At 44.4% G+C, this 23,767-nt stretch carries 24 protein-coding genes; 7 read left to right on the top strand and 17 right to left on the bottom strand.

Translation table 11 applies throughout. The features are described from left to right. Positions 1 to 104 precede the first annotated feature (104 nt). The 8 genes from O8C68_02685 to O8C68_02650 form a co-directional block, all read right to left on the bottom strand. On the bottom strand, positions 105 to 584 hold the full coding sequence (locus tag O8C68_02685; GenBank protein ID MCZ7394710.1) for a DUF2240 family protein: 480 nt from the start codon (positions 582 to 584) through the stop codon (positions 105 to 107). 29 nt (positions 585 to 613) lie between these two features. Beyond that, on the bottom strand, positions 614 to 1,096 hold the full coding sequence (locus O8C68_02680) for a hypothetical protein (protein ID MCZ7394709.1): 483 nt from the start codon (positions 1,094 to 1,096) through the stop codon (positions 614 to 616). Between the two features lie 56 nt (positions 1,097 to 1,152). Beyond that, a complete protein-coding gene (gene proB, locus O8C68_02675; protein MCZ7394708.1) occupies positions 1,153 to 2,295 on the bottom strand; it encodes a glutamate 5-kinase in 1,143 nt (380 codons plus the stop codon). Beyond that, positions 2,292 to 3,647, bottom strand: a complete 1,356-nt coding sequence (locus tag O8C68_02670; GenBank protein MCZ7394707.1) for a glutamate-5-semialdehyde dehydrogenase — start codon at positions 3,645 to 3,647, stop codon at positions 2,292 to 2,294. The genes proB and O8C68_02670 overlap by 4 nt, the downstream gene beginning before the upstream one ends. A gap of 3 nt (positions 3,648 to 3,650) precedes the next feature. Next, the gene (locus tag O8C68_02665; protein MCZ7394706.1) at positions 3,651 to 6,239 is read right to left on the bottom strand and encodes a PHP domain-containing protein; all 2,589 of its coding nucleotides are present in this window, start codon (positions 6,237 to 6,239) and stop codon (positions 3,651 to 3,653) included. Positions 6,240 to 6,419: 180 nt separating this feature from the next. Further along, positions 6,420 to 6,587 (bottom strand): hypothetical protein, encoded by a 168-nt coding sequence (locus O8C68_02660; protein MCZ7394705.1) that lies wholly within the window; start codon positions 6,585 to 6,587, stop codon positions 6,420 to 6,422. Between the two features lie 27 nt (positions 6,588 to 6,614). Beyond that, positions 6,615 to 6,986 (bottom strand): type II toxin-antitoxin system VapC family toxin, encoded by a 372-nt coding sequence (locus O8C68_02655; protein MCZ7394704.1) that lies wholly within the window; start codon positions 6,984 to 6,986, stop codon positions 6,615 to 6,617. Continuing rightward, entirely contained in the window at positions 6,977 to 7,291 is a 315-nt protein-coding gene (locus tag O8C68_02650; GenBank protein ID MCZ7394703.1) for a hypothetical protein, read from the bottom strand. Before O8C68_02650 ends, O8C68_02655 begins: the two co-directional genes overlap by 10 nt. Positions 7,292 to 7,416: 125 nt before the next feature. Here O8C68_02650 and O8C68_02645 point away from each other — a divergent pair, with 125 nt between their 5' ends. From O8C68_02645 to O8C68_02635, 3 genes are all read left to right on the top strand, one after another. Then, the gene (locus tag O8C68_02645) at positions 7,417 to 7,824 is read left to right on the top strand and encodes a nucleotidyltransferase domain-containing protein (GenBank protein ID MCZ7394702.1); all 408 of its coding nucleotides are present in this window, start codon (positions 7,417 to 7,419) and stop codon (positions 7,822 to 7,824) included. Positions 7,825 to 7,900: 76 nt separating this feature from the next. Next, entirely contained in the window at positions 7,901 to 9,739 is a 1,839-nt protein-coding gene (locus O8C68_02640) for a PINc/VapC family ATPase (protein ID MCZ7394701.1), read from the top strand. A gap of 3 nt (positions 9,740 to 9,742) precedes the next feature. Beyond that, on the top strand, positions 9,743 to 10,639 hold the full coding sequence (locus tag O8C68_02635) for a TIGR00269 family protein (protein ID MCZ7394700.1): 897 nt from the start codon (positions 9,743 to 9,745) through the stop codon (positions 10,637 to 10,639). Between the two features lie 116 nt (positions 10,640 to 10,755). Here the strand turns inward: O8C68_02635 and O8C68_02630 are convergent, their stop codons facing one another. From O8C68_02630 to O8C68_02610, 5 genes are all read right to left on the bottom strand, one after another. Continuing rightward, positions 10,756 to 12,054: a S8 family serine peptidase gene (locus tag O8C68_02630; GenBank protein ID MCZ7394699.1), complete on the bottom strand. Its 1,299-nt coding sequence runs from the start codon at positions 12,052 to 12,054 to the stop codon at positions 10,756 to 10,758. A gap of 305 nt (positions 12,055 to 12,359) precedes the next feature. Then, positions 12,360 to 12,617 carry a hypothetical protein gene (locus O8C68_02625; GenBank protein MCZ7394698.1) on the bottom strand — a complete coding sequence of 86 codons (258 nt, stop codon included), beginning with the start codon at positions 12,615 to 12,617 and terminating at the stop codon, positions 12,360 to 12,362. An 18-nt stretch (positions 12,618 to 12,635) separates the two neighbouring features. Continuing rightward, a complete protein-coding gene (locus tag O8C68_02620; GenBank protein ID MCZ7394697.1) occupies positions 12,636 to 14,819 on the bottom strand; it encodes a CDC48 family AAA ATPase in 2,184 nt (727 codons plus the stop codon). A gap of 46 nt (positions 14,820 to 14,865) precedes the next feature. Beyond that, positions 14,866 to 15,381, bottom strand: coding sequence for an Hsp20/alpha crystallin family protein (locus O8C68_02615; GenBank protein MCZ7394696.1), 516 nt, complete (start codon positions 15,379 to 15,381; stop codon positions 14,866 to 14,868). Between the two features lie 32 nt (positions 15,382 to 15,413). Then, positions 15,414 to 16,043 (bottom strand): ArsR family transcriptional regulator, encoded by a 630-nt coding sequence (locus O8C68_02610; GenBank protein ID MCZ7394695.1) that lies wholly within the window; start codon positions 16,041 to 16,043, stop codon positions 15,414 to 15,416. 109 nt (positions 16,044 to 16,152) lie between these two features. Here O8C68_02610 and O8C68_02605 point away from each other — a divergent pair, with 109 nt between their 5' ends. After that, positions 16,153 to 17,532, top strand: coding sequence for a tetratricopeptide repeat protein (locus O8C68_02605; protein ID MCZ7394694.1), 1,380 nt, complete (start codon positions 16,153 to 16,155; stop codon positions 17,530 to 17,532). A gap of 2 nt (positions 17,533 to 17,534) precedes the next feature. Here O8C68_02605 and O8C68_02600 read toward each other — a convergent pair whose 3' ends face one another. Beyond that, on the bottom strand, positions 17,535 to 18,251 hold the full coding sequence (locus O8C68_02600) for a phosphoribosylaminoimidazolesuccinocarboxamide synthase (protein ID MCZ7394693.1): 717 nt from the start codon (positions 18,249 to 18,251) through the stop codon (positions 17,535 to 17,537). 108 nt (positions 18,252 to 18,359) lie between these two features. Between O8C68_02600 and albA the strand changes: the two genes are divergently transcribed. The 3 genes from albA to O8C68_02585 all read left to right on the top strand — a co-directional run bounded on the left by albA (position 18,360) and on the right by O8C68_02585 (position 20,860). Continuing rightward, the gene (albA, locus tag O8C68_02595) at positions 18,360 to 18,629 is read left to right on the top strand and encodes a DNA-binding protein Alba (GenBank protein MCZ7394692.1); all 270 of its coding nucleotides are present in this window, start codon (positions 18,360 to 18,362) and stop codon (positions 18,627 to 18,629) included. 69 nt (positions 18,630 to 18,698) lie between these two features. Continuing rightward, positions 18,699 to 20,027: a dihydroorotase gene (locus O8C68_02590; GenBank protein ID MCZ7394691.1), complete on the top strand. Its 1,329-nt coding sequence runs from the start codon at positions 18,699 to 18,701 to the stop codon at positions 20,025 to 20,027. Between the two features lie 197 nt (positions 20,028 to 20,224). Then, positions 20,225 to 20,860, top strand: coding sequence for a hypothetical protein (locus O8C68_02585; protein ID MCZ7394690.1), 636 nt, complete (start codon positions 20,225 to 20,227; stop codon positions 20,858 to 20,860). Here the strand turns inward: O8C68_02585 and O8C68_02580 are convergent. The 3 genes from O8C68_02580 to O8C68_02570 form a co-directional block, all read right to left on the bottom strand. Beyond that, positions 20,857 to 21,954, bottom strand: coding sequence for a DUF373 family protein (locus O8C68_02580; protein MCZ7394689.1), 1,098 nt, complete (start codon positions 21,952 to 21,954; stop codon positions 20,857 to 20,859). The genes O8C68_02585 and O8C68_02580 overlap by 4 nt on opposite strands. Positions 21,955 to 22,303: 349 nt before the next feature. Continuing rightward, the gene (locus O8C68_02575; protein ID MCZ7394688.1) at positions 22,304 to 23,179 is read right to left on the bottom strand and encodes a hypothetical protein; all 876 of its coding nucleotides are present in this window, start codon (positions 23,177 to 23,179) and stop codon (positions 22,304 to 22,306) included. Next, positions 23,179 to 23,346 carry a hypothetical protein gene (locus tag O8C68_02570; GenBank protein MCZ7394687.1) on the bottom strand — a complete coding sequence of 56 codons (168 nt, stop codon included), beginning with the start codon at positions 23,344 to 23,346 and terminating at the stop codon, positions 23,179 to 23,181. Before O8C68_02570 ends, O8C68_02575 begins: the two co-directional genes overlap by 1 nt. Positions 23,347 to 23,767: the final 421 nt, after the last annotated feature.

Here is a 23,767-nt window from a genome sequence, read left to right as displayed (position 1 = left end):
TAAAGTAGTTTAAAATAGAATATTAAAATCTATGAAAGTCATGAATTTTCTAAGATTATTACGTATTAATTTTTGATTTTCCTCAGCAAACACCAATAAGTTGTTTAAGATGAGGAATTCATCAAAGCCTCGTATTCCTCTTCGATGAGGTCATCCACCAATACTCCATTCTCCAGCGCAACCAGAATGGCGCTGACCTCGATTAAAACCATCTTTGCAAGCTCTTCCTGTTTTTTATTGATCAGGGCTATCACTTTTCGCTTTTCCATGCCTGTGCCCGATATAATGCGCTCGATAATCCTGTCAAACACGGTTTTTTTCTCAAAAACGCCAGGTTCAGGCTTGAATCCCGAAGGTATCTCCACCCCGGATAAATCAAATGCCGGGGATATCATCTCCCCTTCTCTTTTTAAAATTCCTGATTTCTCGGCTTGAATCAACACATTCTTGGCCTGCTCCGGGGTGAACCAGTTCAAATCAATGGAGAGCGCAAGCACGAGCTCACTCTCTTTCAGCGCCTCTTTTCCTTTTCTTAGAAAAGGCATTGAAACTGTATAAATAAGGTCAGACTTTGATGAACCCATTGCTGATAACATCTTTTTAGAACGGTTCCTCAAACATTGGGTGCGTTTCTTGCTATCTCTTCAACAATAGTATCTGCTACTCTTTCGCATTCAGTCCTTCCCATGCCTTCGATATGGTGCACCTTCATCGTAAGTACGCCGTTTTCAAGGTCTGTCCTTACAAGAAAAGAATCTCCCTTGAAGGGGACGCGGTCAAATTTTTCATCCAGGAAAGAATATTTGAGGTGAACCTTGAAATCGATTATGCCCTCCGCAGCTACGTCCTTGAGTACGGAATTCAGGTTGCTTTTATTAAGCGGATAAAAATCGATGCTTTTATCCGTGATTTCAATATTTATGCTTCTTTTGGCTTTTACTGGCGTAGCCTTACGATCCGGACCGTCTGTTATGAAATTCCCGAACTGCCCGTCCATTCCTGCCATGACTTTGACTACATAAGGAAGGTCTGCTTTAAAATTGAATTTTCGCTCGAATTCAGGTTCTTTTGGGAATTGATAATACATGTGTTTCATAGTTGCATGTATCGTCAAGGAATCTTAAAAGCTTTCTGCTAATGGAAGGAATGGTTTTACAGCAGCCCTATGTTACCCTTCCTCATAACTTCATCGTAATTCTTGTATCCGAGTATCCCTTCAATCATATTCGAATGTTTCCCCTTGATTTTGTTCAACTCTGAAGACGCATAATCCGTGATACCTTTTGCGAAAACGCATCCATCGCTTTCGATCTCGATAATATCGCCCCTGTCAAACATCCCTGCTACCTCGATAATCCCTGAAGGCAAAAGCCCCATGCTCTTTTTTATGGCTCTTTCAGCGCCTTTATCCACGATGAGCTTTCCAGACGCCTTTGAAAGGATTATCCAGCGCGTCCTGTTTTTGTGTTTTCCATCCTTCGCAAGGAAAAGCGTCCCTATGTTCTCGCCGTTCATGATCCTTATAACCACATCATCAATCTCGCTGTTTGCAATCACCATGTGGCATCCTGCCAGGGAGGTTATCTTCGCCGCCTCTATCTTTGTCCTCATACCTCCAACGCCTTTCATGCTTGTCGGGCTTCCTCCATAGCTCTCTATTTCAGGCGTGATTTTTTCGATAATGCTTATGAGCTTTGCATTTTCGTTTTTCTTGGGGTTTTTGTCGTATAAGCCGTCGATGTCGGATAAAAGAATCAGAAGCTCAGCCTCAACCTTGCTTGCCACCATGGCAGAGAGCCTGTCATTATCCCCGAAGGTGGCTTCTATCTCATGCACGCAGATCGGGTCGTTCTCATTGATTATGGGTATCGCTCCAGCCTCTAACAGCGCCGAGATGCTGTTTCGAAGATTGAGATACGTCATCCTGTTTGAGAAGGCTTCGTAGGTCAACAATATCTGCGCCACCTTGAGGTTGTGTTTGTTGAACGCAGCCATCCATTCCTGCATCAGGATATTCTGACCCACGGCTGCCGCCGCCTGCCGGAGCGGGATTTCCCTTGGTCGCTCTTTCAATTTCAGCTCCTCGACCCCGATCCCGATGGCGCCTGAGCTTACGATAATCACCGTTTTCCCAAGCTTTCCAAGCTGCGCGACCTGCGTTGCTATGTCTTCGGTCAACCTTCGGTTAAAACCTCCGTCCTCCCTTGTCAGGGATGAAGTCCCTATCTTCAGGACAATTCTTTTGGTATCCCTGAAAAGCTCCTTCCTGTCAACAGCGTGAGGCTCCATTATCATCCTTGACCCATTTTATCTGCAAGGCTTGCATTCAGCTTTTTGTGTGTATATTTCCTTGCACTCTTTCCAACATAATCCGCAACTTTATGCCCCTTTCCCAGAAGTGCGTACTTGTATATCAGAAGCCCTTCCATCCCCACGGGTCCGCGGGCATGTATCTTGTTCGTGCTGATACCCACCTCCGCGCCTTTCCCGTACCTGTAACCGTCCGAAAATCTCGTTGAAGCGTTCCACATCACGCTGGATGAGTCCACAAGCTCGATGAACCTTGAAGCATTACTTTTGTCCTCTGTCACAATGGCATCCGTATGGTGGGAGCCGTATTTGTTGACATGGTCTATACCCTCATCCAGCGAATCCACAATTTTTATGGAAAGTATCAGGTCGTTATACTCCGTCCTCCAGTCCTCTTCAGTGGCATGAAGTAGGGCTTTTAAGAATCCCAGATCTTTTAAAAGCTTGAATGAGCGCTCATCGCACCGAAGCTCGACGCCTGCCTCGTGGTATTTTTTCCCAATCTCAGGGAGAAACCTTTCTGCAATATCCTTATGCACGAGCATTGTTTCCATGGCATTGCACACTGCAGGGTACTGGACTTTGGCATCATAGCATACATCGAGGGCTTTCTTCAGGTCTGCCTCGCTGTCCACATACACATGGCAAATCCCAGAGGAGTGTCCCAGCACAGGAATCCGCGTATTATCCTGTATGTATTTCACGAACTCGTTCGAGCCTCTTGGAATGATGAGGTTTATGTACTCATCGAGTTTCAGCATCTCGTTAACCTCTTCCCTCGTTTCCATGAGCGCAAATGCGCCTTTTGGCATGCCTTCCATGCCCTCGATGGCGTTTACGAGCACATCAAAGAGCGCCCTGTTGGAATAAGCCGCCTCGCTTCCTCCTTTGAAGATGGTGGCATTGCCGCTTTTGAGGCATAAGGACATTATCTGCGGCACAACGTCGGGACGGGATTCGAATATTACACCGATTAGTCCAATCGGGCAGCTTACCTGGAAAAGTTCAAGACCGGTGTCTAATTCAAGTGCCGAGAGCGTTTTCCCAACCGGGTCTTCGAATTTGATGACATCCCTGATGCCTGCTATCATCTCGTCTATCTTGGTATCATCAACTTTCAGCCTTTTAATGAGAGCCTTTGAGAGCTTGCCTGCCTCGACGAGTTTCTCTGCCGCTGCAATGTCTTTTTTGTTGGCAGAGATTATTTTGTCCCTGTTTGAGTCCAAAGCCTGCGCCATTGCCGTGAGGGCTTTGTTCTTTACAGCGCCGGGCACACTGGCTAAGGGGATGGAGGCGGAGCTTGCGAGGGTTACTTTGGTGAGGAGGGGTGTGGACATGATTCAAAACCCGTATTTTTCTAATCTCATCGTGAATGCTTCTTTTCCACCTTCAAGTAAAGATGTTACATAATCTTTTATTGCTTGTCTATCAATTGCACCACAACAAACAATTTCACCTTTATTCTCTTCAGCTTTCATAACCATGATTAATTCTGCATCGCCCAAAACTGGAATATTTGCATTATGCGTTGCAAGTATTATCTGCCGTTTATTTTTTATTGCTCTAAGCCCTTCTACAATCTGCTGCCTAATGAATGAATTATCTATTGCATCTTCTGGTTGATCTACAATTAATGGTTTGTCTTTCTTTAACATTGCAATGGATAATATAGCGGTACATTTTTGACCAGGAGATAATTTTGTTATAGGTTTGTATGTTCCATCTTCTAATTTTAATTTTATTTCTGGTCTATCATTTAAATCTTGGAGTTCCAAATCAAATATCTCTTTGTTTTTAAAGTGGTATATGGCTTTCTCGGCAATATTTTTAGCTACACTAGCTTGTTTTGCTAATTCTTCAATTTGTCCATTTCTTACAAATTTCACTAAATCAATTGGATGAATTAAAGCTATTCTTTGTTTATTAGGATTACTTTTTGTATCGCGTATACCCGATCCATTAAGCATTTCCATTACAAAATTCTCATATAATTCTCTATCTTTTTCATGTTCGATTTTAACTTGAACAAAATTATTAGTTTTTTCAGTAATTTCTTCGGCAATTTCTTGCCTTTTTCCAAAAATATTTTTACTGTTACGAGAGAGCTCTTCTAATAGTTTATTTCTTTCTCTTTCGTATTTTTTTATACTTTTTCTTTTTTCTTCAACTCTATTTGCCAGTAATTCTAAATCTTTTTTGCGATCCTCTAATTTCAAGTAATTACTAGGTTCTTGAATTCCTTCTTTTTGCAATTGTTTGAGCAATTCCCGATATGCTTCCTTCTGGTTTGTATAATTCTTATTCCATTCCATTAAAAACTTTTCAAAATTAATTTTTGTTGTTTGCCAGATTTTTAATTCTTCTTTCTTTAAAGCCATTTGTTTTTGTTTTGCCTCTATTAGAGCATTACGGCAAAGTTCGATAACCTTTGGATTGGCAAATTCATCACTCGCAACTGGTACTTCAACTGAATCTATACTACACCAATCATCGCATCTTTTAATCTCCTTTTCAATTTCTTCACGAATTTTTTGTATAATTCTTTTGTCATTTTCCCAAATTCGTTGAATTTTTAATCGATCTTTCAACCCATGCTCATCCAGCACCATAAGTTGGTGATTTATTATACCTAGCTGAGCGACTTCCGTCGACCACTCGTCTACCTGTGCAATTTCTTCACCGAGTTCTTTTGCATTTTTCTTTAATTTCTTTTTAATGGTCTCTTTTTCGGTCACCAAATCTTTAATATCAGCATGGCTATCAATCATGTCAAGCTGAATCGAAGGTTTTTTAGCAATCTCCACGACTTCTTCCTGACTATAGGCTTCAATTTTAAATAAGTCGTTCACTGAAACTTGAATTTGATTGCCTTTATCATCAAGTATCTTGGTTTCATCATCAAATGCCCTTTCAATTTGGTATACCTGACCAGCACTAGTTTTTATAAATACAGTTACCTTTCCCCCATCACCAAGGGTATACTTTATTAAACCTTGCCGTTGGGTTTCTACCTTTTGAAGCATCTCATCTGGTGAATCATTTAATGCATACCTCAAAAGCTCTATAATCGTAGATTTTCCCGTTCCTCTACTTCCAATTAAGCAATTCAAATTTTTATTAAAATGAAGCACATGCCCGTCTAAAAATCCACCTTCGAAGATCATTCCGATAATTAATGGGTATTCGATGGATTCTTCTACTTCTCTAATACGCGAATCGGGGTCTAAGAATGCTTGACGCAACCCTTCAAAATCCAACATATCTAATTTTATGAAGGTCGATTCTGAGCCAATTCCATCCAGTGAATGATTATCAGAACTTCTGATACAAGCCAATTTTCTATTATATACAGAATCGCTACCATCTAAACACTTCTTTGTCTTCTCATTTTTTGTTTCCACACTCATTAAAGCGGGGTGTTTTATAATGTCGACTCTGGGAATTCCCTCTTTTCCAGATGCAATACCATTCACGCTATCCGCATGTGGTGCAATTGCAAAACCACCTAACTCTTTAATTACATTAAGAACATTGACGACATTGTATTCGCTATGCGTCTCTCCAGTCGGATTTTCTTGCTCTTCTACATTAATTTTAATTTTAGATAATAAATCCTGAATTCGTTTACTTTTATCTTTGGGAAAAAGAGCAATCAAGTGAATATTTTTTATACCGTCTGAACATGTTATCTCTACTCCGGGTAATATGCATAATTCAGTTCCTTTTGCTGCTTCAATCAAGTCCTTGCACCATTTACTCGTATTATGGTCTGTAATTGCGATTACTTTTAATCCTTTTTTAATAGCAGTTTCAATAATATCTTTGGGAGTGATCGTTTTCTCAGTAAAATCGTAAGATGCCGGTGTATGAATATGTAAATCGCATTTGTAAAACTTTGCACCATTATCCAGCGTTTCAATATCTTCCAATAGAGACATTATACACCAACCCAAAGTAATGTCTTTGACGATAATAAAGAATATGGTATTTCCAATAATAACTTATGAATAAACTGTTTTTTTGATGCGCCTGCTGGAAGTGCTGAAGTGCACGGCGCGCAAAGGCTAACGGATCTGATGCTGTGGTTTAAATTATAACAAAAAAAAGGCTCACTGATTTACCGCGCAGACTTTACCTTTAGACTTCTTCGGAGGATAGCGAACAGACCTCAAATGCGCCTCGATTGGACCTTCCCAGCCTTTTAATTTGTCCGGGTCTTCGTCGATAAACCTGAGAAGCTCATCCTCATCTTTTGCTTCGTATCTCTTCGCTTTCATAATATTATCTCTCTTTGCCACAACTTTTCAGATTACCTCCACATCCAGCCCATATTTCTTGAAAGACTCAAAATCTCCATCGCCTGTTATCAGTCGCTTATTGTTAGCTATGCAGGTTGCAGCAATCAGTAAATCCTTTATCTTAGGCATCTTTCCGGCTTTCTTCATATCCTTAAAAATATTTCCCCCAATTCTTCCTGCTTTTTTATCAAAATCACATGCTGGAAGGCTATCAAGCATTGTTATTTCTCTCTCTTTTAAATCAACGCAAAACAGCTCAAATTCCGTTATAGAGGCTATCCCAAACACTTTGTTTCCATATTTTCTCAAAAGTTCGAGAATCCTTTGATTACCGCCGAAAATTTCTATAATTATACTCGTGTCCAGAATTAAATCCATTTCTGGAAATCCTCTTCAACTTTTTTAAGTTCTGCTTTCAGCGTCTCTTTTTCCCTGATATTCCTACTTCCGAACCCGATTTCCAGTGTTTCCAGATTCCCTTTCTTCTTTATCATTCCAGCTAAAATTTCCGAAAAGCTCCTGTGGCTCTTAAATTTTGGGAGTCCTTTATAAATATCGTCTGAAACTGTAATTGTTTTTTCCATAGATACGTACATGCATTTATTGGGTAAATAAATTTTCTTTGTGCCAGTTTTGTCGAGATGCAGTTCATCAACACACCAATAATAACCTTCTTTTGCCATTTTAGGACACTCACCGACACACCCTGCAAGCAGTGCGCGGCGCGAATTTCTATTTTGTTACATTATATCACTTGCACCCATGAAAAGAGATTTAAAAGAACAATCACAATAATAGACATGGAAGAATGTCAAATACAAAACCACGCATCGATATCCCAAGAGACATGATTGTTGAGTTTTGCAAAAAATGGAAAATACGAGAGTTCTCCCTGTTCGGCTCGGTGCTTCGAGAAGATTTTCGTCCCGACAGCGATGTTGATGTCCTCGTCACCTTCAGCGAAGATGCAAAACATACAATGTTTGATCTAGTCCATATGGAAGACGAACTCAAACAGATATTAGGGCGCGATGTGGACATAGTCAGCCGCAGAGGTATAGAATCCAGTAGGAATTACATTCGCAGGAATGCTATTTTAAATTCAGCCGAGGCTGTTTCATTGGAAAAGATAGTCGCGGCTAAGGAAAAAAGTCTCTTTGGCCCCATGTCCAAAACCGAATTGTCTGATCTCAGAGACGACAAAGATCGAATATAATGTTACAGCCCTCATGCGTGCATCTGCAAGAGACCACATCAGAACATTTTTAGCTTCTCGTGAGCATCTAACCATTATGAACGACACGTTTTGCATAGTCCCTGACACCAGTGTTATCATCGACGGGCGCATAACAGCGAAATTAAAAGCCGGGGAATTTAAGGAAGCCGCAGTCATCATCCCTGAAGCACTCGTGTCTGAACTTGAAGCGCAGGCAAACAGAGGAAGGGAAACAGGTTTCAAAGGGCTTGAAGAATTAAAAGAACTAAGCGACATGGCAAAGAGAGGGGAGATCAGGCTTGAATTCACAGGTAAACGCCCCTCGCTTGAGCAGATAAAACTTGCCTCCGCAGGAGAGATAGATTCCATGATACGCGCGGTTGCGGTCGAGAACAATGCGATTTTTATAACAAGCGACAGGGTGCAGGCAGAGGTGGCACGCGCAAAAGGATTGAATGTAGAATACCTTACTCCGATCATGGAGGAGTTAAAACCCCTTCGCATTGAGGAATTTTTCACTCACGATACCCTTTCAATCCACCTCAAAGAAAATGTCCCGCCAGTGGCTAAAAAGGGCAGCGTGGGCAAGCAAAAGCTTGTAAAAATCAGGGACAAAGCCTCCACCGATGCCGAGCTTCATTCCATCATAAAAGAACTCATCGAAAGGGCAAAACGCGACCCTGATTCGCACCTGGAAATAGAATACGAAGGCGTCATGGTCTTCCAGATAGGCTCGATGCGCATCGCAGTCGCGCAACCCCCGTTTTCTGATGGCTTAGAGATTACGGCTGTTAGACCCGTTGCTGTCGTTCATCTTGATGATTACAGGCTGAACAAGGAGCTTAAAAAAAGGATTATCGAAAGGCAGCGGGGCATACTTGTTGCAGGTCCTCCGGGAGCCGGTAAATCCACATTTGCAGCCAGTGTTGCTGAGGTGCTGTACGAGCAGGGTTATATCGTGAAAACAATGGAATCGCCGAGGGATTTAATGGTGCCCGATGCCATAACCCAGTATGCGCCTATAAAAGGCGATATGGAAAAAACCGCGGATATCCTGCTGCTTGTGAGACCCGACTACACTGTTTACGACGAGGTCAGGAAAACCCGGGATTTCCATGTGTTTGCGGACATGAGGATGGCAGGCGTTGGTATGATCGGCGTTGTTCATGCCACAAGAGCTGTTGACGCAATCCAGCGGCTCATCGGGCGGGTCGAACTCGGGATAATACCCCAGGTGGTGGATACCGTGATTTTCATAGATAAAGGCGAGGTTTCCAAGGTTTATGACATCAAGTTCACGGTAAAAGTGCCGCACGGCATGGTGGAGCAGGATCTGGCACGACCGGTAATTACGGTGGCAGATTTTGAAACCGGGAAAATAGAATACGAGATATACACATACGGGGAGCAGGTCGTGGTGATGCCTGTGGGTGAGGAACTGGAACGTCCAGGCACATGGGCTCTGGCGGTCGGGGAGATAGAGAAGGAAGTTCAGAAATATGCGCGCAGCGCGGTTGAGGTTGAGGTGGTGTCGGATTCAAGCGCAATGGTGTATGTTTCCAAGGAAGATATCCCGGCTGTCATAGGGAAAGGCGGCAGGAATATAGACAGGATAGAAAGAAAGCTTGGGATTCACCTTGATATTCGTGAAAAGGAAGGAAAATGGGCAGGAAAGAAAAGCAAACCCGAGATTACAAGTTTTGTACCCATGGTTGAGCGCGGGAAGAAGCATGTGGTTCTTTCGGTCAGAGGATTATCAGGCGAAACCGTGGATGTGTATAGCGGCGAAGACTATCTTTTCACCGCGACCGTGGGACGAAAAGGTGATGTCAAAATAGGAAAGGAAACGGATGCTGCGTATCGGATAATGGAAAATCCTTCCATTGTAACACTGCGGATAAGCCTTGGAACATGATACATGAAATGCCAGAGATGCAGCAAAACCGCTGTCGCATACCAGAAATATTCCAATGCTCACCTCTGCAAACCTCATTTTATCGAGGACGTGGAGCGGAAGATAAAACGCGACATCCGGAAATTCAAAATGGTGGAAAAAGGCGACAGGATAGCAGTGGCGCTCAGCGGAGGGAAGGACAGCATTGCGCTGCTCTATATACTGCATAAGATTTTTCAGAAAAGACCCGACGTTGAACTTTCAGCCATCACAATCGATGAAGGCATTCGTGGATACCGGAAAAAAACTCTCCCTCATGCTGTAAAATTGACGGGTGAACTTGGAATCCATCATACGATCAGGTCTTTTGAGGATGAGTTTGGAACAACACTTGATAAGCTTATCGAGAAAAATGAAGCCGCTTCATGCACATTGTGCGGTGTGCTTCGAAAAAATCTCCTTAATAAAGCTGCAAGAGAACTTGGCGCTGATAAGCTCGCAACCGGCCACAACCTTGACGATGAAGCCCAGACCATACTGATGAATTACCTGCGCGGGGATGTAGACAGAATGAAAAGGACGCTTCCCGGCACGGTCCAGCCAGGACTTGTGCCGAGAATAAAACCGCTTCGCAGCGTACCAGAAAAAGAGGTGGCGCTCTACGATTTCCTGAACTTCCTTCCGGTAAGCCTGGATGAATGCCCTTACGCAGGTGAGGCGCTGCGGAACGAGATACGCGAGATGATCAATAACTATGAGGTAAATCACCCGGGAACAAAGTACTCGCTGCTCGGCGGGTTTGACGCCATATCAGAGGGGCTGCAGCCGCCCGGTACACAGATCGTCCGGTGCAAGATATGCGGCGAGCCCAGCAGTGAAGCACTGTGCAAGACGTGCAGGCTGCTGGGAAGGTCTGATTGAATTAATGATTACTTCTTCGCGTACTTCATCAGGGATTGAAGCAGCGGCTGGAGTTCTTCAGAGAAGCGTAAACCTGCATTTCACATAACTATCTGTAATTAAAATTAAGCCTTCAATCATCCCTTTATAGTTAGTTCTTTTTTCGGCTTTGGTTTAGGCTTGGGTTTTGGTTTGGGCTCAGGTTTGGGTTGCCCTTTTATGAGTTCGAAAGCCGCTCGCGCCTGGATTATCCCGTATCCCGACTCGGTATCAAAACCCGCTCCGGCGATATCTCTGGCTGTTTTTCTCAATACGGCTTTTGCCTCTGCATGAGTGAGCGTGGGCTTTGCACATTTTAACAGACCGATAACACCCGCCACTACCGGTGTCGCTGCCGACGTCCCTGTATCCGGGTCATTGTATCCTTTAAAATGGGTTATCCCGCAGAAGTCGGGTTTTTCACTTGAAAGGGCTGCCGGCCCCTGGCTTGAATAACCGGCAAGCTCTCCCTTCACATTTACTGCGCCTACCGTTATCACCTCCGGATGCCCGTTTGCGCCCCAGATGCTGCGCCCCGAACCTTCATCCGAACCGCACCGAGGGTCCTTATCCTTGCATTTGTCGCCGCAGTTCCCGGCGCTGAAGCAAACTATTATCCCCTCCCTTATCGCCTCGACGGCTTTTCTTGTAAAAGGATGGTTCGAATCCCTTGCATAATCGGGAGCCCATGCCTCCTGGTAACAGTTCCAGCTATTGGAAAGAATGTGCGGAGTACCATCTTTCCTGTGTCGTTCGATAGCCCACTGGAACCCGGCTATGGCGTTGGAAATTGCTCCCCCGATATCGGGAAGGCTTCCCGGCGGGTTCTTAAGCACACCGATATCATAGATTTTCGCCTCCGGGCACATCCCTGCAGCATCTGTAGCTGTCATGTTGCCGTGCCCGCCTTCGGCTCCATATCGGGAACAATTTGGCGGCGACCATCCGTCAACCACTATATCCGACGATATTGCATTGACACCATCATCGCATATACCAATAACAATACCTTTTCCCCGCACGCCTTTTGCCCATATTTTATCCACTCCCAGATAGCTGGCGACGCTGTCTATGTCCCCTTTCGAAGTATCGGTGTCGCAATCGTAGGAAGGCTCTATTCTTGCATCCGTCCAGACTTTTATGACATTCGGTTTGGACTCAAGCTCCTTTTCTTTACCTTCCTCTATTTCACCCCGCACCAGCATAACTGCCTCATTGGAAGCTGCAAAGCTCGCCGCAAGATGATCGGGCGGGCTTGCCGACACAGGCTTGTAATCCGGATCCAATTTAAAACCGGGTATGTCAAGCTGAGATGTAATTTCACTTGCTGCCGCTGCGAATCTTGATTCGGGTACCTTCGGTACTCGCATCTCTACAATAACCTTTTTTTTAACCATAGATATCCCTCCCAATTCAAAACCTTTGATACCCAGATTTTAATTTCATCATTCCCACTTCCATACCTCCGGCATTTTCAGGCAAGCGCCTGTTCCCTTTATATCGCTTTGAAACGCCGCACTGTAATATTTATAATACATGATAATCATGTATAAAACTTTCGATAGAAAAAAATTATTTGGATATGCCGTTAGTCCGATTTTGAAGCGAGCAAAAAAAACGAAAGGGGTAAAACCATATGACAGTTGCGCTTTGGAAATCAGAATTAAATATTAAGTAGAGAAAGTAAATCTGAAGACCGAAACTATCCTATCATCAACATCAAAATCCGTACAATTATAAGCACCCAGCCGATAGCCACAACAATCCATATCGCCTTTTTTGCCACTTCTGCTATTGCCAGGAATATTGTGAGTATCACAAGCATCCCGATGGCGTCAACTATTGTCGAGGGGATGATCACGCCTGAAATGGAGTGAATCAAACCTACTATCTTTTCGCCTAACCAGTGCCCTATGGTGTATATAAAAGCTAAAATGGTTGTAAGCAAATCCTCAGCCATAATTAGCTTTTATAATCCTTACTGATATATAAAGTTCTCAGATATCTTGGTGTATTTCTCCAGTTCCTTCTTGGAATACGGCTTTACTTTTGCCATCGCATCCCTGAAATTGTGATAACCCACTTTCAGTTCTTTTACAGATTTATCGTCCGTAGCCCTCCCTGAATTCACATACTCCCTTATGGCAAGTATCGTGGCTTCATTGCACACCGAAGCGATATCTGCGCCTGTGAAACCATCGGTATCCTCGGCAAGCCTGTCAAGGTCAACATCGCTGTCAAGAGGTGTCTTTGAGGTATAGACTTTGAATATCTCGTACCTTGCGTCCCTATCCGGCGGCGTGACGTAGATCAGGCGGTCAATCCTTCCAGGTCGAAGAAGTGCAGGGTCTATAATGTCAGGTCTGTTGGTGGCGGCAATTACAGTAATGTTATGCAATTCCTCAAGCCCATCGATTTCAGATAAAAGCTGGCTTATAACCCTCTCTGTAACATGGGAATCCGAGCCTGTACCTCTCGTAGGCGTTATGGAATCAATCTCATCAAAGAAGATGATGCACGGTGCTGCCTGTTTTGCTTTCCTGAAGGTCTCGCGAACCGCTTTCTCGCTCTCGCCCACCCATTTGCTCAGGAACTCGGGACCTTTAACGCTTATGAAATTTGCTTCGCTTTCGGTTGCCACTGCCTTTGCGAGCATGGTCTTGCCCGTTCCCGGAGGCCCGTATATCAGGATTCCCTTCGGAGGGTGAGCGCCTGTTTCTTTGAACAGCATGGGATATTTCATGGGCCACTCCACTGCCTCTTTTAACTCCTGCTTTGCATCTTCAAGCCCGCCGATGTCGCTCCAGTGGATATTGGGGGATTCGATGAAAACCTCGCGCAGCGCCGACGGAGTCATTTCACGCAATGCACTATTAAAGTCATCGCCCGTTACAGTCATTTTATTCAGGATCTCAGCTGGTATGCTCTGGATTTCGAGGTCAAGCTCGGGCAGCACCCTCCGGATTGAATTCATGGCAGCCTCCCGCGTAAGTGCGGCGAGGTCAGCCCCTACAAAACCGTGTGTAAGGTCTGCAAATTTTTCAAGTTTCACATCCTCAGCCAGCGGCATCCCTCTAGTATGAATCTGCAGAATCTCAAGGCGTGCTTTTCTGTCTGGAACTCCAATCTCGATCTCACGGTCAAATCTTCCGGGGCGGCGAAGCGCGGGGTCAATGGCATTCGGCCTGTTCGTGGCTCCTATTACCACGACTTTGCCGCGAGTCTTAAGACCATCCATCACAGCAAGAAGCTGCGCCACAACGCGCCGCTCCACCTCACCCGTGACCTCCTCTCTTTTCGGGGCAATGCTGTCTATCTCGTCGATCAGAATAATACTGGGCGCATTCTCCTCTGCCTGCTGGAATATCTCACGCAGCCGCTCCTCTGATTCGCCGTAGAATTTGCTCATGATCTCAGGACCGCTGAGAGGAAGGAAGTTCGCATTGGTCTCGGAGGCGAGGGCTTTTGCAAGAAGTGTTTTCCCCGTTCCCGGAGGACCGTGAAGCAGAACACCCTTGGGCGCTTCCACGCCGAGGCGCTCGAAAATCTCAGGGTGGCGAAGCGGAAGCTCTATCATTTCCCTTACCTTCCTGACCTCATCCCCGAGCCCGCCTATATCCTCATACGAAACTCTGGGAATGGAGGGCATCTCCTTTGCGGGTTTATCGCTGATGTCTATCGCTGTAGCCGCGCCTATTATGACAGAGTCGGCAACAGGCTTTATGGAAACAACCACAAGGTCAACCCGCCTTCCCATGATATTCAATTCCACCACATCCCCTCGCGTGATTACACGCCCTTCCAGGTTGTGCGTTAAATACGCCTCTCCACCCTGGATTTTTAAAGGCTGGGTGGGTGAGAAAAGGATTTTTTGGGCTGGCGCGGTCTGTATCTTCCGTATCTGCACCCTGTCATCAATGCTTACGCCGGCATTTCGCCTCACTGTTCCGTCAATGCGAATCGCTCCGGAGTTGCTGTCCTCCGGATAACCCGGCCATATTATTGCTGCCGTCCTTTTCGTGCCTTCAATACCTACGACATCGCCTGTCTGCAGTCCGAGGTCGTAAGCCACTTCAGGATCTATTCGGGCAATACCCCTGCCTGCATCGTAGGGTTTTGCTTCAACCACTTTCAATGACACGGTTTTATCTTTTTTATCCATATATACCTTGTTTTGGTAGTAATCCCGGTATTTAAATACGGGGTTTTTACTCGATTCTTACTGCTTTTCCTTTTGGTTTAAGGGTTTCTTTGAGCTTGAGTGTTACTTCCAGAACCCCGTTGTTATACTTCGCTTTTGCGCTGTCTGGTTCAACAGGGCAGGGAGTGTTTATGCTCTTGTAGTATTTCCTGCCTTCGCTATCAGCTTTTATCACAACTTCGTTCTCTGCCGCATTGAGTTCGATGTCCTCTTTCTTAATTCCCGGCATTTCTGCTGTTATATTGAGTTCATTATTCTTTTCATCGATCATCGAGCTGGTAAAGGGTTCCCTGACATTGTGCTCCTCTTCCCTCACATTTAACTCGTTATGAGCCGGTCTTACATTCCCGAAATGCTCCGTATGAGGCACTCCGTCACGTCCTACATGCATGCTGAACCCATAAACTAAAGGCTCGCTGCCTGTTGAACGCATCATGCTGTCGATGAGCTGGTTCATTTCTTCGATTTCTCTCTCAAATTCGTCAAAAAATCCCTTTTCGGGTTTTCTCCATCCTCTGAACATTGTTTTTAACCTCTGTATACTATATTTTGTTTTTAGCCTATACTATAGTTATTTGTATCTTCTTTTATTATTTCTTTTTCTAGCATTCTTTCCAGATATCCCTCAAGCATGTATTCGAGTATTCCAAGCTGCATGGATAATGCACGCTGGTTCATCGGACCTTTCAGCAGGGCATAGAGTATTTCAGCCTCCACATCGTCCGCCGCCACCTCCTCGATGGCATCCATGCTATGTCCCATAGCCTCTGTGATATCTGACTGGACCTGCTGGTATTCCTGCATCACCTGGCGCCGTTGTTCCAGAAGCCCCTGGATCTCGCCATAAAGGGCTTTTAACCCCGTGATTGCCTGGCGGGCTTTTACATAGTGCTTTGGAACGCTGATGGCAATGGTCGTGGTTTCCACTTCGAAGGAGTAGGGCGACACAAATACCTCAAGACGGAGGTTGTCTGTTATATGGAAGTATTTGCGCCGCTGCTCATCAACGTTGGCTTCAATCAGACCTGCTTGCTCAAGAAGCAGAAGATGCCCCAGTATCGCCTTCGCTCCTACATCCAGCCGCTCTGCTATCTCGCTCATGTAGCAGGGGCGGCTTGCCAGAAGCTGCAGGATTTTCCTGCGGTTTCCGTTCCCGAGTATGTCCAACAGTTGTGCTGATTCCATGTCTTTGCTTCACCCCGAGTTAGTGACTTGAGGTTACTAACCTTGGGTTAGTGATGATGGTATATAAAGGTAACGGGAACTTTAAAAAATTATACATATAGTTTGTCAGATGGGTTTAAATCAGATAGTAGATAAACTCCCGATAAAAAAAATGACTCTTCCAAATTCTCCTCCCGACCTCCGAGACCTGCTCGCGCGCCTGGGCTATCATGAGACAAGCATACCGGATATACTGTACGAACTCGATATTTTATTCAAAGAGATAGACTTCGAAAAGCTGAGACAGGCTGTATACTCAGCGCAGGGGGCAAAAGATACGGCTGGACTAATCAATTCGCTGAAAGAACTGATGCTTCAATTGGAAAACAAAGGCTACTACCGTCCAGACTTTCCCACCAAACTTATCAGGCTTCTTGTCAATGGTTTAAATCACAGGAACGAAGATATCTTTTTACTCCTCGAAAAATCCGGCATCCCTGAAAAAGACAAAAAGAAAGAGCAGGAGTTCCTTGCCTCCTGCGCCGCAATCACCCAGCTTGGCTATATTCTCCTGCGCTGCCTGGTACCTGAGGTAAGGGCTGCAAGCGCAGGACCGCATGTCTTTATTTCAATAGACGGGTTCTCTCCTGATTCGATGATTTTCGTAGATTTTAGCATAGATTCTATCATTGAGGTAGATGCCAGCCGATATAAGCGGAAAGAAAATTATTACTGCCTGAAGAATACCGGAGGATTGGATGACGAGACTTCCACGCTGCTCACCCGGTATTACTCTTTTTTCCAGCTAACAACAGGCATAGGTTTGAGCCACAATATCCATAACAATCTCGGCATTACTTATGACAGGATAGGCAGATACGAGGAAGCATTGGAAGAGTTAAATACCGCTCTGAGGCTCAACCCATGTTATATCGAAGTCCGCAATAATCTTGCGGTAGCCTATGACAGGATGGGAAAGTATGACGAGGCAGAGAGGGAACTGCAGGAGGCGCTCAGGCTCAATCCAGATTATACTGAAGCGCACAACAACCTCGGCAGCCTCTATGCAAGAAGAGGCAGATACGAGGAGGCGACAGAAGAGCTCAGGGATGCGCTCAGGCTTAATCCTCGGTATGCAGTTGCACACAACAATCTTGGGCATATCCATGCACTGCAAAACAAAAATCAGGAGGCGATTATGGAGTTCAGGGAGGCGCTCTGGCTCGACCCTGATTATGCCCCTGCCCATATCAATCTTGGCAGCATCTTCGCTGAAACAGGCATGTATGATGAGGCGCTCAAGGAGTTTCAGGAAGCTCTGAGGCTTGACCCCGAATCCCCGGAAGCTTACCAGGGCATCGGGTCGGTCTATTATAACTTGGGCAGCTATGAGAGGGCTGCCCAGGCATTGATAAGGGCAGTCTATCTCGATCCTGAAATCCTTGGATGTGTGCCTGAAAAGTTAATGCTCAAAGTAAGACAGGGGGTTTCAAGGCTGAAGGGAAGGTAGTTTTAATCGGCAAATATCTCAGGCACAACTCTTCTTGCAACCTCGCGGTAGGCAGCCACAAGGTCGCCTTTATCAAACCTGAACACATCCTTATCCAGTGATTCGCCCGTGGTCTTGTCCCAGAACCTGCAGGTATCGCAGGAGATCTCATCTGCAAGCACTATCTCACCACTTCGCCTTCCGAACTCAAGCTTGAAATCCGGGAGCAGAAGATTTCTTTCATCCAGATACTCAACAAGTATCGAATTGACCCAGAGTGCAAGTCTTCGGATCCTGTAAAGTTCATCCTTCGTGGCAAGCCCCAGAGCAATCGCTATATCGTCATTAATCATGGGATCGCCGTATTCATCGCTCTTGTAATCAAAAGTCAAAATCGGCGGGTCAAGCTTCTGCCCTGTCTTGAAGGGGTATTTTTTGGTAAGGGAACCTGCTGCGATATTCCTCACAATTACCTCGATTTTTATTATATCCACAGCATCCACTACCATCTCAGTCCCTGAAAGCATGCTGTCAAAATGAGTTTTAACGCCCTCCTCCTCGAGCAGTAAAAAAAGCTTTGCGGCTATCTGTGCATTGTAATAACCCTTTTTCGGCGCGCTGCTTTTCTTCTTGCCGTCAAAGGCTGTGAGGCTGTCCCTGAATTCCATTATAAGCTTATTCGGAGCGTCTGTTTTGAAGACCGTTTTTGCCTTGCCGGAATAGATTTCCAAGAGCCTGATCATGGTCTCTTTAGTGGTATCTTTTTGGATATAAATGATTGCAAAAATTTCGTTAAATATATGTAGGGGCATAGTAATTGATTGTCTTAAATTGCAGGGAGACAAAAAATGACAGATGATAACGTAGTGTATATCGGGAACAAACCAGTGATGAACTATGTGCTTGCAGTAGTCACGCAATTCAACAATGGAGCATCGGAGGTTGCAGTCAAAGCGAGAGGAAGGGCAATATCAAGGGCAGTGGATACAGTAGAAGTTGCAAAGAATAGGTTTTTGGAGGGTTCTAAAGTAAAGGATATAAAGATCGGGACGGAAAAAATTGCCACGGATAGAGGGGAATCGAACGTTTCCATAATAGAAATTGTGATGACTAAATAGTTATTTTTTTGAAAATGCGTCTGGATTCCATCGCCTTACGAGCATGACACTCTTTATTAATAAAAAATTATGCCCGACCTCGTGATCAAGAATGCCAGGATTTTCATCAATGATGCCCTCCAGCCTGCGGAAATAGCCGTGGATAACGGCAAAATCACAAAAGTCGGGAAAATAGTAGGGACTGGGGAAGTAAACCAGGTAATAGACGCAAGAGGCGCGCTCGTGCTGCCCGGGGCAATAGACGTACACGTCCACTTCCGCGACCCGGGGATGAAAAAGAAAGAGGACTGGTACACCGGCTCATGCGCGGCGGCAGCAGGAGGCGTCACCACTGTGATCGACCAGCCCAACACCATCCCCCCAACGATAGACCCAGCATCTTTCAAAAAAAAGCAAAAAGAGGCAAAGAAATCCATAATCGATTATGGAATCAACGCCGGAGTAACCCGGAATCCCGGATACTTAAAAGAACTCTGGGAACTCGGCGCCACAGCCTTCGGGGAGATATTCATGGCAGAATCCACAGCCTCGCTGAATGTGAATTATATAACACTCAAAGAAGCGCTGGAAGTCATAGGAGAGCTTAATGCCGTCGCCTGCATCCATGCAGAGGATGAGGAGACAAGAATTAGATACGTCCATCTCCTGAAAGGAAATCTTGCGCCGGAATCTTACTCAAAATCCCGACCTCCCCTATCTGAAAAAATTGCAGTGGAAAAAGCCCTCAAGCTTGCGGCAAACACGAAGCTCCATTTCTGCCACATCAGCGCCAGTGAAAGCCTGGAAACCATAAGAAGGGCAAAAGCTGAAAATACGAATATCACATGTGAGGTTGCGCCTCATCATCTTTTTCTTACTATAAAGGACTGGAAGCGCCTTGGAACGCTTGGAAAAATGAACCCGCCGCTGCGCGATTTCTACTCACAGCAAAGCCTCTGGAAAGGTTTGAACGAAGGCATCATAGATGTTGTTGCCTCAGACCATGCGCCGCACCTTGAATCTGAAAAAATGACGGATATCTGGAGCGCACCTGCCGGCGTGCCTGGCGTCGAAACCATGATGCCGCTTATGCTGAATGCTGTTAAACGGAATCTTATCACCCTGCGGCGATTAATAGAGGTCACAAGCCAGAACCCTGCAAGGATATTCGGAATTAATAAGGGTGTTATTGCCCCGGGCTTTGACGCAGACATGGTAATTGCGGGAGAAGCGAAGGAAATCCGGAAAGAAAAACTGCACAGCAAAGCAGGATGGACGCCGTATAACGGTATGACCGGCATGTTCCCGAGGATGACCATTTCCAGAGGCGATATAATTTCAGAAGACGGGGAGATTATCGCAAAAAGAGGGAGAGGGAGATTCATTCCTGGAAAGGGGAAGGTTATTGAAAGTGATTGAAAAGGGTAATATACCATAATCACATTATACAATATAATTGAAATCCCAGAAAAACACATCAAGGAGGGCTTTAAAGGTATAAGAACATAGCCCTTGTCACCGAAGATTTCTCATTATATCATTCTATTATCGAGGAGGCGCGTTCCCGAAGCCTGAACATACCTGTTCTTGCCCCATCCCAGCCTATCCCGGCGAATGTGGGCGCAATCATTACTACTGAAGAAGAATCCGGAAGCATCGATTTTTGCCGTGACAGGATGGTAATCGGGGACAAACCCCAGGCTGCAATCGATAAAGCCATTTCTTTATTGTCCGGAGAGGATTTTGAGCACATAATAATCGGCATAGATCCGGGGAAATATCCGGGGATGGCAGTGCTCGGGAACAGTAAAACCATCTCGGTCCACCGCGTATCTGTGGGCGAGGTCTGCCCTTTGATAAAAAGGATCATGCGGGAATATGAGGATAAAAAGCTCACTGTCAGAATCGGGCACGGTGCAAGACTCATCCGTTCACAGTTGATTAACGGAATCCTTGACCTGGGGCTCCCGGTCGAAATGGTTGACGAGACAGGGACAACACCCCGTCTTGGTAAAGGCGTGCACGGTCAGGTAATATCCGATATAATCGCGGCAATAAATATAGCAAAGATTCCGGGAAAAAATGTGGGAAAACAGTTTATAGAGCCTTCACAGGGCGAGGTCAGGGTGATACAGGAACACAGCCGCGAATACTCAAACGGACGCTCCACAATTCCGCGCATGCTGGCGCGAGCTGTTGCAAAAGGGGAATTGACCCTGGACGAAGCCGTGGAAAGACACAATAGCTATTAGTTTTTTGAAGTTCTCTTTCGGTTTGATTTTGTGGAAATCCATGCCCCAAGAATCGCTATTAAAACCGCGCCCGCCACACTACCGACCAAGAACTCACGTCCGCTACCCAGCAGAGGGAATTCACTTAGTGTCTCGCTTATTACAAGTATATAGGTGCTGCCTGCCCAGAACAGAATGCCGCCTGCAATCACGAAGAATGGATGTGACCAGTTCCTCCCTATTTTTTCTTTTGCCAGACGCAGGTCGATTATTTTTCCTGTATTAATTAAAACTCCTGCAATTACATACCACCATATGGAGGCATTGACATATCCCATCAGGAGTATGATGTATCCTACCATTATTTGCTGGTTGTAATAATTCCACACCTCTATTCCGCCCTCTACTGTTCCTATCAGGGAAAGTATTATGGCTGCAAGATACATGACAAACGTGATTTTTCCGCCATGGAGAGAGTTCATCATAGACTTCTCGAAATCATCAACGGCATCATCAAGACCTGTGCCCCGAAAGAGCATGTAAACCCCTATCGCAGCCGTTATTGCCATAACCGCAATCCCGGGCTGGTCAAAATACAATGAAATTGCATATATCAGGAATACAAAACCAAGCGGCATGAAAAAAGTATGCGAGATCTTCGGGTCGTTAAAAGCCTTTTTGATTATATAGTAGGTGCTTTCCAGATTCTCATGCTGTTTTACAATTATCCTGTGCACCGCATCCACTTTTATCCTGGACTGGATGATCGGAAGCACGGATTCGTCCTCTGCGCCGTCGGATACCAGGATTGCCCTCTCAGGTTTTAGCTGCGCGAGTATCCTGTCGAGCTGCTCTGAAATTTTCTTATCTGAAATAATCCCGACTTTCTTGTCCCCGGCTATTGAAACTATCTCGGCATCGTTTTTTTCGGCATTCAGTTTATCGTATACGTTAATCCCGCCGAAAATGGTGTTAGTATCGGAATCTTCAGGGTCGCTGGTAGCAAGCTTAACAGCGGCATCGAGGTTTGCGGCGCGACCTATTATGGGACTTGGAACGCCTGCCTTTTCCCCCAGGTCATTATCCCGGTCAATACATATGACAAGTGTATGCATTGTAATCTCTTATCTTCATGTTTATATAAATAAGCTTGGCTTATATGCACGTTGCTTTCCAGTTGCAATATTGTTTATCCTGTCCATACTCCTTTTTCAGCGATTATCTTTGCCAGGGTTCTGTCAAGTCTTCGGTTGCTCAGACCTTTTCGAACCCCTGTCAAAAATCGGGAGCTATCTTGCGGGGGATGCGATAATGCATTTTCCGCTTAGGGACACTATTAAGGCAGTAAAGTTGTGGGAAAAAATTCGTGAAATAAAGAACGATGAAGAATTTCCATTTCATCTCGCATGTGTTGGCTTCGACATAATATTCGTTGCGGTACTTTTTTTTATTTTTTCATATCTTTTACTTATATTTGCTGTGTGGCTTGGAATTTGGATGCTTGTTATTGGCGGAATGTTGTTCTTGTTTGGGGGATTCATTGTTGGAATTGCTGTTGTTATCGAGTCCGAACCATCTTAACCATTTTTCTGGAAGCGAATGACCTAATAAATGCACAATTTCTATTAATGTAAAGAAAAACAACCCAATAGTTAACCAAGTATTTATTCTGGCATAATTTTCTTGTTGCACCACGTCAGGCGAACTAACATGTATTTTAAAATCTGGGTATGTGACAGTCGTATAAGTTCCATTAACATAAAAAATAGTGATGGAAGGGTAATAATCTCCTTGGGTATCCCAACTGATAGTTAGTAAAGTAGGTAAAATATTATTTGGAGGGCGTGAATGTATAATATATGAAGCGTTGTGCAAGTCAACAGGGATAGTTGGCATTTCAATAGGAAAATTTGTATGATTTATATCATAGACTGATGCACTTTCAAACTTTAATCCTACAGAATAGTTATAAGTAAGACCGCCTCCTAAGATTGCTCTTTTTATTATCTTTTGTCCATCTGGGTACACAAAACCGGTAGCTCCTATTTCGACAGGCGTGTCTTCGACCAAAATACCATTATATTGTAAACCTATATCAATGGAAAGCAACGGTAAGCCCGAAAGATTATATTCATTAGATGAATTTAATTCTATCTGTGGTATTCTTGATGGCGGATACTCAAGGTGTATGAGCTTTCCGTGTGTTTGCTCTGATGGATTTATACCCATAAAATCGATTTTCCAATTAAAAATATTTGGAAGGGCTACTACAATAATAAATATGAATATGGCGATGAGAATTACAGTTGCAATACCCTTGAAAATCCCTTTTCTATTCATTATTTTTTCTTAGATTTAATAATAAGTCTGCTATCATCAATTTCAGGCTCTAATTCCTCCCCATCTTTCCACCCTAACTTTTCGATTTCGGAAGGCGGTACTACGATGACATACTTTGGATAATTAACGCCCTTATATCTCCTTGATACCTGTTTTTGTAATTGCATAATTTTCCTTATGTAACTAATCACATATAAGCTTTTAGGTATCGAAAGCTTTATTACCTTTTAGATGCCTAATAGACATTGGAGATGATTAAAGCATATATGGGCTGTGGAATTGAGTTATAATATCAGGGAGCAGGTTAAGAAAAATATCATACTGGAACCGATTGTTATCTCTGAATGCTTGTTTTGCCATTCAACCAATCTTAAGTACGGTATCTAACTGATAATAGTATTTTTATTTTAACTTATATTTTATCACGCATATTCAGTCTATAGATAGTTATAAATAGAATAATTTCCATATATAATGTGTACCCTAAATTAAGAGGATTATGGCTTTCATAGAAATAAAAACAATCAAAGGCAAACAGTATAAATATCTAAGAAGAAGTGTGAGGAAAGGAGACAAAGTAGTTCATGT

This window comes from Candidatus Methanoperedens sp. (assembly GCA_027460525.1).
In the GTDB taxonomy this organism is placed as follows: domain Archaea; phylum Halobacteriota; class Methanosarcinia; order Methanosarcinales; family Methanoperedenaceae; genus Methanoperedens.
Note: the sequence above shows the minus strand (reverse complement) of the source record. Positions and strands in the feature narration are given on the sequence as shown.